Genomic DNA, 9,933 nt, shown 5'->3' with positions numbered 1-9,933 from the left:
GCCGAAAGCCCTGAACTGACGTTCAGGGCTTTTTGCTATGCGTAAAATGGAAAATCCCCGTTGTAACCCGCTTCAACTTTCATCGTACTGTTTAATATTCATCACAAAACCAACGCATTGTTTCTCTGAATGTCAGATATTCTTCGTCCGCTATTAAGTTTGGCTGTTAACTTATAAATAACAATAAAGTAACAACCAGGGCGGCAGGAAGCCGAATTTCATCATTGCTATGGCTCGGAGAAAACATCATGACAGAAACAACCTCGGCTCTTGAGGGTGAGCACGGCGTCGAACAGGGGGCGCTCGATAACAAGAAACGCATTTTCGCTATCGTCGGGGCTTCATCAGGCAATCTGGTGGAGTGGTTTGATTTTTACGTTTACTCCTTCTGTTCCATTTACTTTGCCGCCTCGTTCTTCCCGGCAGGCAACAGCACCACGCAGCTGTTGCAAACCGCCGGGGTATTCGCCGCCGGCTTCTTCATGCGGCCGATCGGCGGTTGGCTATTTGGCTACATCGCTGACAAACATGGCCGTAAAAACTCAATGCTGCTGTCGGTCTGCATGATGTGCGCTGGATCGCTGGTGATCGCCTGCCTGCCGACTTATGAATCGATCGGCAGCTGGGCGCCGGCGCTGCTGCTGATCGCCCGCCTGTTCCAGGGGCTGTCGGTAGGTGGAGAATATGGCACCAGCGCCACCTATATGAGTGAGGTGGCGATCAAGGGGCGACGCGGTTTCTATGCCTCGTTCCAGTACGTCACCTTGATCGGCGGGCAACTGCTGGCGTTGCTGGTATTGGTGATCCTGCAGCAGATCTTGTCCGGCGAAGAACTGAAGGCCTGGGGCTGGCGTATTCCGTTCGCCTTGGGGGCGGTGTTGGCGGTGGTGGCGCTGTATCTGCGCCGTTCGCTGAATGAAACCTCCGATGCGAAGACGCGTAACCACAAGGATGCCGGTTCGCTGACGGGGCTGTGGAAAAACCGCAAGGCATTCCTGATGGTGCTGGGCTTTACCGCCGCCGGTTCGCTGACCTTTTACACCTTCACCACCTACATGCAGAAATATCTGGTCAACACCGCCGGTATGGACGCCAAGCTGGCCAGCGCCATCATGACCGTCGCACTGTTCGTCTTTATGCTGCTGCAGCCGGCAGTGGGCGCGTTCTCGGATAAAATCGGCCGTCGCAGCTCGATGTTGATCTTCTCAGCCTTCGCCACCGTGTTGACGGTACCGATCCTGTTCGCTCTGAAAGGAGTGACCAACCCTTTTATGGCGTTTGGCCTGATCGTATTGGCGCTGTTCATCGTTAGTTTCTACACCGCGATCAGCGGGCTGCTTAAAGCCGAGATGTTTCCGCCGGAGGTGCGCGCGTTAGGGGTGGGCTTGTCTTATGCGGTGGCGAACGCCCTGTTCGGCGGCTCGGCGGAATATGTCGCGCTGTCGCTAAAATCGTTCGGCGTGGAGAACGCTTTCTTCTGGTATGTCTCCGGCATGTGCCTGCTGGCGTTGCTGGTTTCGCTCCGGCTGCATCGCAAAGGCAAGGAGATACAGCTGTAATGAAAACCCCGGCCTTGGCCGGGGTTAGCGTAGAGCTTACAGGATGCGGCTAATCAGCCGATCGATGCGGATGCGGCGCAGGCGGCGAATCAGCTTGCGCACCTTGATCGGGTACTGCTGAATGCTTTGCAGTTCCTGATAATGGCCGACCACAGTGGTGTGGGTGCGGATGCACTCCAGCTCTTTTTGCCGCTGCTCGCGCATCTCTTGTTTGGGATCGTGGATCAGAATGGCGTTTTCCAGATCCAGCCGCCAGGCGCGCGGGTTGAGGTTATTGCCGGTAATCAGCTGCCACTCTTCGTCCACCCACATGCCTTTCAGGTGATAGCTGTTATCGCCATCCTTCCACAGCCGCACGATCAGCTGGCCGGTATCGACGTAACGCTGCAACCGGCTCAGGAAGCGGCGCAGGTTGATCTCGTAAAGGTAGGGCAGTGCGCCGATGATTTTGAACGGCTGATCTTCCGGAATATAGAAGTCGTTGGCGGTCTTATCGCCGACGATGATCTCCACCTGTTTGCCCTGGCGCAGCAGATAGATGATGTTGCGCACCAGCAGCGCCGGCAGGTTGAAATAGGGGGTGCACAGCGTCAGTTTCTGGTCGGCGCACGACATCAGGTGATGAATGGTTTTATTCAGCACGCTTTGTTTGCCCAGCCCAACCAACGGTGTCACCGCCAGCTCATCGTTGCCGGCCTTGCCGCGGAAGTGATAACCGGCGCGGCGCAGGGCGAAACGGAACAGGCGGGTCTCGTTTTTAATCTCCGGGCTTTTCGGCCGATCGCTGCGATCGAGGCGCTGCACCGCGCCGGCGGTCAGCAGATGCTGCTTGATGTAATCAATCAGGGTATCGGCCAACACCTCATTGGTGATCAGCTGGTAGCGATCGTAACGGTATTTCTCATGCTGATGCAGATAAACGTCGTTGATGCTGGCGCCGCTGTAGATCACGGTATCGTCGACCACAAAGCCCTTCAGATGCAATACGCCCAGCGCTTCACGGGTATTGACCGGCACGCCGTAGATCGGCACCGACTGTTCCGGGTGCTGGCTGGCCATGGCGCAATACCAGTCGGCGTTGGTATTGGCGGCGGCAGCGCCGATGCGCCCGCGCTGTGCGCGGTGCCAGTCGACCAGCACGCAGATTTCCAGCTCGGGCCGCCGTTGCTTGGCTTGATACAGTGCGTTGAGGATCTCACGCCCGGCGTCGTCATGCTCCAGATACAGGGCCACCAGATAGATGCGTTGGGTGGCGTTGGCGATGGAATCCAGCAGCGTGGTGCGAAAGTCGGACGGCGCGTACAGAGTACGAACGTCAGCAACCGTCTGGGGGAGTTTGGGCAGTTGTGCAAGGTGTTGTTGATGTTTGCTACGTTTAAATTTTGACAACATCACAGTGCGCTTCTTCTCTCATGATTGATGGCCGGAACGCCACAGGCTTAAAAACAATAAACCGAATAATCGGGCGATAATACCATTAGTTGCCTCGATTGTGCGTATGTTTTGGCGTTAAGTGGTGGATTCGTAGCGCATTGCGACGCAGGTCACTGCGCGTCGGCGGCCTGCAGCGGCAGCGTCAGATTGACGATGCCGTCCTCAAGCTGCACCTCGATGCCAAAGCCCAGCCGCTGAGCCAGCGCGATCATGCCACGGTTATTCGGCATGGTGATGCCGCTCAGGCGGGTCAGGCCATGGGCGCGCGCATAGGCGATCATTTTTTCCAGCAGTTGCCGGCCCAGCCCCAGCCCTTTCAGGTCGGAACGCACCAGCACGGCGAACTCGGCATCGGTGTTGTCCGGATCGGACAACGCGCGGGTCACGCCGATGATTTCGTCTGCGCGCACCGCCACAAAGGCCATTTCTCGATCGTAGTCGATCTGCGTCATGTTGGCCAAATCGTCATGGGTAAACTCGCTGATCTCGCTGAAGTAGCGATAATAGAGATCTTCCTTGGTCACCCGGTCGATGAAATGCTTCAATGCCGGTTCGTCTTCGGGCAGGATCGGGCGGAACAGGCACTGGCTGCCGTCTTTCAGCGCGATGGTTTCCTCCAGCTCATGCGGATAAGGGCGGATCGCCAGCCGCGCCTGCGGATCGCCGCTGAACGGCGCGAGCTGCATCGAAACGTCCAGCAGGGTGAATTCGCTGCCGGAAGCCAGCACCGGGTGAATATCCAGCCGGGCGATCTCCGGGCAGTCGAGGATCAGGTTGGAAACCTGCACCAGCAAGCGGCTTAGCCCGGGGATGTCTAAAGGCCGCAGCGCGCTGCGCCCACGGATCTTGCCGCCTTTCACCGCCTGCAGCACCAGATAACGCGCCAGCGCCATATTCAGCGGCGGCAGCGCGACCGCCACCTGATTTTCCTGACGCCACTCCACGCCGCCTTCGCCCAGCATGATCAGCGGGCCGAAAATGGCATCCTGTTCCACCGCGATGCGCAGTTCCTGGGCGCCGGCGCGGTTGGCCATGCTCTGCACCAACAAGCCGTGGATACGCGCCTGCGGATAGGTGCGCTTCACGCGGTCGAGGATCGCCTCCGCCGCGCGTTGCACTTCGGTCGCGGTGCGCAGATAAAGCATCACGCCCTGAACTTCCGATTTGTGCGGGATATCCGGCGAACGCAGCTTCAGCGCCACCGGGTAGCCGATCTGTTCGGCGATGTGTACCGCCTCGGCGCTGTCTTCGGCGATCCAGGTTGGCAGGGTGCTCAGGTCATAGGCCTGCAGGATGGATTGCACCTCGTGGGTATCCAGCTGGGTGGCCCCTTCGGCCAGCGCCTGGTGGATCAGACGGTGGGCGTCGGCGGTGTTGGCGGTCAGGCCAACCGGCAGCGCCGGCGTCTCTTTCAGCTGCTTCTGGTTGCGGCGGTATTCCACCATATGCATAAAGGCGGTGACCGCGCCTTCCGGAGTGCGGTAGGTGGGAATGGCGGCTTCGGTAAACAGCCGTCGCGCCTCTTGCGAGGAGTATTCGCCACACCAGTTGGTAAGCAACGTGATGCGCTTGCCGCGCGCATGGCGGTGCAGCGCGTCGATCAGCCGCTGCGCCGTGGCGGTGCCCGGCGCGGCCGCGCTCGGCGCGTGGATCAGCAGCAGCGCGTCATAGTCGTGGCTGTCGAGCAACGCTTCGAGCGCTGCCAGGTAACGCTGCGGCGTCGCGTCGTCGCGCAGATCGAGCGGGTTGCCGGCGCGAATGAAATCCGGCAGCGCATCGCTCAATGTCGCCAGGCTCTCATCGCTCAGCGTCGCCAGCTTGCCGTTGCGCCCAAGCAGCTCGTCCAGCGCCATCGCCGCCGGCGCCGCACCGTTGCTGACGATCATCAGCCGCTCGCCGCGCAGCGGGTGCATATGGCTGAGGGTTTCCACCGCCGAGAACAACTCGTGAGTATCCTGCACGCGCAGCAGACCGGCGCGCTGGATGGCGGCGTCATAGGCGGCGTCCAGCCCCAGCTGGCTGTTGAGCAACAGCTGCGCCTGTTGGCTGCGGCCGCTTTTGATCACCAGAATGGGTTTGTTGCGTGAGGCGCTGCGCGAAGCGGAGAGAAAACGCCGCGCGTCGCTGATGTTTTCGAGATACAGCAGGATGGCGCTGGTCTTGCCGTCGCGCGCCAAAAAGTCGAGTAGATCGTCGACGTCGATATCCAGGCTGTCGCCCAGCGCAATGAAATAGGAGAAGCCGACCTCGCGCTGTTGCGCCCAATCGAGAATGGTGTTGGCCACGGCGGCGGACTGCGAGATAAACGCCAGCTTGCCTTTTTGGATAGGCACCGGCGAGAAGCTGGCGTTGATGCCCTGCCACGGCGCCAGCAATCCCAGGCTGTTGGGGCCCAGCAGCCGCATGGCGTAGCGCTGTGCGCAGGCTTTCAGCTCGGCGAACTGTTCCGGTGGCGAAGAGAGCACGATGGCGGTTTTACAACCGCGTTGGCCCAGCGCTTCGATCAGCGCCAGATTGCGGTCGGCGTGGGTGCAGATGATCGCCAGATCCGGCGTCAGCGGCAGGCTGGCGACGTCGGGATAGGCCATGACGCCGCATACCGCCTTGTAGCGCGGCGTGACCGGCAAGATAGGCCCGCTGAAACCGCCGGCCAGCAGGTTGCTCATCATCAGGTTGCCGGCGCGGCCCGGCTGCTGCGAAGCGCCCAGAACGGCGATCGATTTGGGACGTAGTAGCGCTTCTAACCCTCGCTGGCTCATGCACGGCTCCTTTTGGCAACGTTACGCCTGATTTTAGGCGCTTTATGGCTACATTGCTGTGACCGGTGCCTCCGGCCGGGTCGGTTTTCCTGCCAGATACTGTTGACGGAAATAGCGGAAATGCTGATTCAATCCGTCGGCGGCCGGCAGATCGCCCGCCTGTTGCAGCAGGGCGGCGGCCACTTCCGCCGTACAGTGTTGCTCGGCGCGGCTGGCTTCGCGCAGTTGATAATCCGATGCGGCGTCGACGTTGAGGGAAAATACCGGGAATTGATTGAGGTACGGGCTTTTACGGAACATTTTGCGCGCTTCCGCCCAGGTGCCGTCCAGCATGATGAACAGCGGCGGTTTGCCGCCGGCGGGCAGCTCGCTGAACACCGGGCGTTCGGCGTCGGCGTAAGAGGCGGGGAACACCACGTAAGGCTGCCGCGTCGGATCGTTGATGGCCGCCAGCAGGGCGGGATCGATCTCGGTGCGCGACCAGAGGAACGCCTGGGTGTCCGGCAGGATATCGGCGATCAGGCGGCCGGTATTGCTGGGCTTGAGCGGCTCGGCGCCGAACATGATCAGGCAGAAACGGCTGCCGGCCTGCTGCGGGCGAATGGTGTCGCACAGGCAGTTTTTATGCGGCAGCAGGCAACCCTGACAACGCGCCACCCGGCAACCGCGCGCCAGGAAGGGGCGGGTGGCGCGGTCTAAACGGAATTGGCGCAGGCGAAGTACGGCGTTGTCGGTCATAACGATCCTGGGGAAAAACCGCTATTGTAACGCAGAAAAAAGCCCGCCGGGAGAGGCGGGCTCGATCGGGGGCGTTCGCGCGCGATGGCGGGATACGGCCTATACTTGCCGAATCACACCAACTCGTTGAGCCAGTTGTCAAACGGCGCTTTCGGCATCGCGCCGTTAAGCATGTCGACCATCTTGCCCTGACGGAACACCATAATGGTCGGGATACTGCGGATGCGGAAACGGGCGCTCAGCTCCGGCTCGGCTTCGGTGTTCACTTTCACGAAGCGCACCTTGCCGGCGCGCTCTTCGGCCACGTCTTCGAAGATCGGCGCAAAGCTGCGGCACGGACCGCACCACGGCGCCCAGAAATCGACCACGACCGGCAGATCGTCCTGCAGCAACTGGTCCAGCGTGGCGGCGGTGGCGTTGATCACTTCACCGTCGAAGAGCTCGTGGCCGCAGCGGCCGCATTTCGCGTTGTCCGCCAGACGTTCTTCCGGCACACGGTTGGTGGCATTGCAAGCTGCACAAACTGTATTCATGTTGACCTCGGGTACAGAGAAAGCATGGTCCCCGCAACGCGGTTGCGGAGATGTTTCTTTAATGCTGACAATTATCGGCAAAACCCGGCGCATGAACAATGAGGTTTGTTCAATGGATGTGATAGTTGGGAGCTTTTAGCGCAAGTTGGTGGCTTCATGCACCAACATCAGGTAATCTTCGCGCCCTGCGCGTTGGTGGAGAAGACAATGAACGATTCATTTAGTGGCAAGAACGGTAAAGTCAAAGTGATGTACGTCCGCAGCGACGACGACAACGGCGACGACCGCAACAAGAATAAACGTCCGGCCGGCAAAGGCCGTCCGGCTGACGGTGCGCGCTCGGGCCGCACCGGCCAAGACAAGGCGCGCGGCGGCAACGATCGTCGCGGCGCCGACTCCCGCCGCAGTGAAAGCGATCGTCCTCGCCGTCCGGCGCGCTCAGAAGATCGCGGTGGCAACGAGTCGCCGTGGAGAACCGTTTCGCGCGCGCCGAATGAAGAGCCGGCGTTCGATCACGGCGGCATCAGCGGCAAAAGCTTTATCGATCCGGAACAGTTGCGCCGCCAGCGCGCGGAAGAAACCCGCGTTTACGGTGAAAACGCCTGTCAGGCACTGTTCGCCAGCCGTCCGGAAGCGATCGTGCGCGCCTGGTTTGTGCAGTCGGTCACCCCGCGCTTCCGCGAAGCGCTGCGCTGGATGGCGGCGAACCGCAAAGCCTACCACGTGGTGGACGAGGAAGAGCTGGCCAAGGCTTCCGGCACCGAGCACCACGGCGGCGTGTGCTTCCTGATCAAAAAGCGTCAGGGCTTGGATGCGCAGAGCTACCTGAAAACCGCGCCGGCGACCGACTGCGTGCTGGCGCTGGAAGAAGTGGGCAACCCGCATAACCTGGGCGCCATCGTCCGTTCTTGCGCCCACTTCGGCGTCAACGGCGTGCTGCTGCAGGATCCGGCGCTGCTGGAGTCCGGCGCGGCGGTGCGCACCGCAGAAGGCGGCGCGGAGCATATCAAGGCGATCAACGCCGACGATTTCCTGTCGGTGCTGGATACCTTCCGCAAAGCGGGCTACACCATCGTCACCACCTCCAGCCACAAAGGCACCGCGCTGGCGCAGGCCAAGCTGCCGGCCAAGATGGTGCTGGTGCTGGGCCAGGAGCGCGACGGTCTGAGCGACAGCGCCTGGCAGCAAGGCGACATGAACGTGTCCATCGGCGGCACCGGCAAGGTGGAAAGCCTGAACGTTTCCGTCGCGACCGGCATTCTGCTGGCGGACTGGTGGCGTCAGAATCAGGCGTAATCTTTATTCCGCCGGATAAAAAACGGGCGCCTCAGGGCGCCCGTTTCGTTTATTGAAGCTTAGTGAGCGCCGCCGCCCCCGCCGCCGCCGGAGCTGAACGGCGGTTTCGCCACCCACACCAGCGCCAGCAGCACCAGGAATACCCCGGCCGACAGCCAGAAGATCTCGTTGGCGGAGATGATCAGGCCCTGCGCGGTGATCTCGTTGGCGATGTAGGCCGACGCCTGCTGCTTGCTCATGCCGAGCTGCTCCAGCTGCCGGTACATCTCCTGCGACTGCGGATTGTACGGGTTGACGAACTCCGTCAGCTGCGCGTGATGCTGCGATTCGCGCTGTGTCCACAGGGTAGTGGTGATCGAGGTGCCGATCGAGCCCGCCAGCGTTCGCGTAAAGTTCGACAGGCTCGATGCCGCCGCCATGCGTTCCGGCGGCAGGCCGGACAGCGTGATGGTGGTCAACGGCATGAAGAAGCAGGCGATGGCGAAGCCCTGAACGAACTGCGGCCAGGCCGAAGCGCCGAAGTCCATCCCCGGTTCAAACGTATAGGCGCGCCAGTAGAAGCACACGGCATACATGATGAAGCTGAAGGTCACCAGCTTACGCATGTCGAGCCGGTTGCCGAACTTACCGATGATCGGCGACAGCAGCACCGGGATAAGCCCGACCGGCGCCGAAGCCAGCCCCGCCCAGGTGGCGGTATAGCCGTACACCTCTTGCAGCAGCTGCGGCAACAGCACGATGGCGCCGAAGTACAGCATGTAGGCCAGGCTGATGCACAGACAGCCGATGGTGAAGTTACGCGACTTGAACAGCGACAGATCCACCACCGGGTGGTCGTCCGTCAGCTCCCAAACCACCAGGAACAGCAGCGCCACCACCGCCACCACGGTCAGGGTGATGATCTCGGTCGAGTTGAACCAGTCCAGCTCCTTGCCCTGGTCGAGCATCACCTGCAGCGAACCGATGCCGACGATCAGCAGCACCAGGCCGACGGTGTCGATCGGCTTGATCTCGGTTTTGGTTTCTCGCCCCTTCAACGTCGCCATCGCCGCCATGATAACGAAGGCGCCGATCGGGATGTTGATGAAGAAGATCCAGCCCCAATGGTAGTTGTCGCTGATGTAGCCGCCGAGGATCGGCCCAAAGATCGGCGCGACGATAACGGTCATCGACCAGAGCGCCAGGGCCATCGCTCGCTTGGCGGGCGGGTAGTTGTTCAGCAACAGGCTCTGCGACAGCGGGATCAGCGGCCCGGCCACCACGCCCTGGATCACGCGGAAGAAGATCAGCATGCCGAGGCTGTTGGAGATGCCGCACAGCCAGGAGGCGAGGACGAACAGCGCGGTGGACCAGAGGAACAGCCGCACTTCGCCGATGCGCTTCGCCAGCCAGCCGGTGATCGGGATCGAGATGGCGTTCGCCACGCCGAACGAGGTGATCACCCAGGTGCCCTGCGAGTTGGAAGACCCGAGGTTACCGGCAATGGTGGGGATCGCCACGTTGGCGATGGTGGAGTCCAGCACCTGCATGAAGGTCGCCATGGCGAGCGCGACCGTCATCCAGGCGAGCTGGGCGCCTTCAAGCGGTTTCTGTGGCAAGATGGCCTCCCGCGCG

General features: G+C 61.2%; 7 protein-coding genes. 2 read left to right on the top strand and 5 right to left on the bottom strand.

What is annotated here, in order from left to right; genetic code table 11:
• Window positions 1–248: 248 nt before the first annotated feature.
• Complete coding sequence (locus tag AC6BYQ_RS25530) at window positions 249–1,559, top strand: MFS family transporter (protein ID WP_063919965.1); 1,311 nt, start codon at window positions 249–251, stop codon at window positions 1,557–1,559.
• Window positions 1,560–1,595: 36 nt separating this feature from the next.
• Here AC6BYQ_RS25530 and pssA read toward each other — a convergent pair whose 3' ends face one another.
• The 4 genes from pssA to trxC form a co-directional block, all read right to left on the bottom strand.
• The gene (pssA, locus tag AC6BYQ_RS25525; RefSeq protein ID WP_074055605.1) at window positions 1,596–2,951 is read right to left on the bottom strand and encodes a CDP-diacylglycerol--serine O-phosphatidyltransferase; all 1,356 of its coding nucleotides are present in this window, start codon (window positions 2,949–2,951) and stop codon (window positions 1,596–1,598) included.
• A 152-nt stretch (window positions 2,952–3,103) separates the two neighbouring features.
• Window positions 3,104–5,752, bottom strand: coding sequence for a bifunctional acetate--CoA ligase family protein/GNAT family N-acetyltransferase (locus AC6BYQ_RS25520; protein WP_019455599.1), 2,649 nt, complete (start codon window positions 5,750–5,752; stop codon window positions 3,104–3,106).
• A gap of 48 nt (window positions 5,753–5,800) precedes the next feature.
• Window positions 5,801–6,490 (bottom strand): tRNA-uridine aminocarboxypropyltransferase, encoded by a 690-nt coding sequence (locus tag AC6BYQ_RS25515; RefSeq protein ID WP_033649762.1) that lies wholly within the window; start codon window positions 6,488–6,490, stop codon window positions 5,801–5,803.
• 113 nt (window positions 6,491–6,603) lie between these two features.
• Window positions 6,604–7,023: a thioredoxin TrxC gene (trxC, locus tag AC6BYQ_RS25510; RefSeq protein WP_004928868.1), complete on the bottom strand. Its 420-nt coding sequence runs from the start codon at window positions 7,021–7,023 to the stop codon at window positions 6,604–6,606.
• Between the two features lie 207 nt (window positions 7,024–7,230).
• On the opposite strand from trxC, the gene AC6BYQ_RS25505 reads away from it, so the two are divergent.
• Window positions 7,231–8,319, top strand: coding sequence for a tRNA/rRNA methyltransferase (locus AC6BYQ_RS25505; protein WP_019455597.1), 1,089 nt, complete (start codon window positions 7,231–7,233; stop codon window positions 8,317–8,319).
• 59 nt (window positions 8,320–8,378) lie between these two features.
• Here AC6BYQ_RS25505 and emrB read toward each other — a convergent pair whose 3' ends face one another.
• Window positions 8,379–9,917, bottom strand: coding sequence for a multidrug efflux MFS transporter permease subunit EmrB (emrB, locus tag AC6BYQ_RS25500; RefSeq protein WP_019455596.1), 1,539 nt, complete (start codon window positions 9,915–9,917; stop codon window positions 8,379–8,381).
• Window positions 9,918–9,933: the final 16 nt, after the last annotated feature.

This window comes from Serratia sp. LTN-2 (genome assembly GCF_059740205.1).
The sequence above is the reverse complement of the archived record's forward strand: the minus strand, read 5'-3'. Positions and strand labels throughout refer to the sequence as shown.

Excerpts from the sequence above, each read along its gene's own strand:
- AC6BYQ_RS25530 (WP_063919965.1), top strand. The coding sequence starts at position 249 with ATGACAGAAACAACCTCGGCTCTTGAGGGTGAGCACGGCGTCGAACAG.
- pssA (WP_074055605.1), bottom strand. The coding sequence starts at position 2,951 with ATGTTGTCAAAATTTAAACGTAGCAAACATCAACAACACCTTGCACAA.
- AC6BYQ_RS25520 (WP_019455599.1), bottom strand. The coding sequence starts at position 5,752 with ATGAGCCAGCGAGGGTTAGAAGCGCTACTACGTCCCAAATCGATCGCC.
- AC6BYQ_RS25515 (WP_033649762.1), bottom strand. The coding sequence starts at position 6,490 with ATGACCGACAACGCCGTACTTCGCCTGCGCCAATTCCGTTTAGACCGC.
- trxC (WP_004928868.1), bottom strand. The coding sequence starts at position 7,023 with ATGAATACAGTTTGTGCAGCTTGCAATGCCACCAACCGTGTGCCGGAA.
- AC6BYQ_RS25505 (WP_019455597.1), top strand. The coding sequence starts at position 7,231 with ATGAACGATTCATTTAGTGGCAAGAACGGTAAAGTCAAAGTGATGTAC.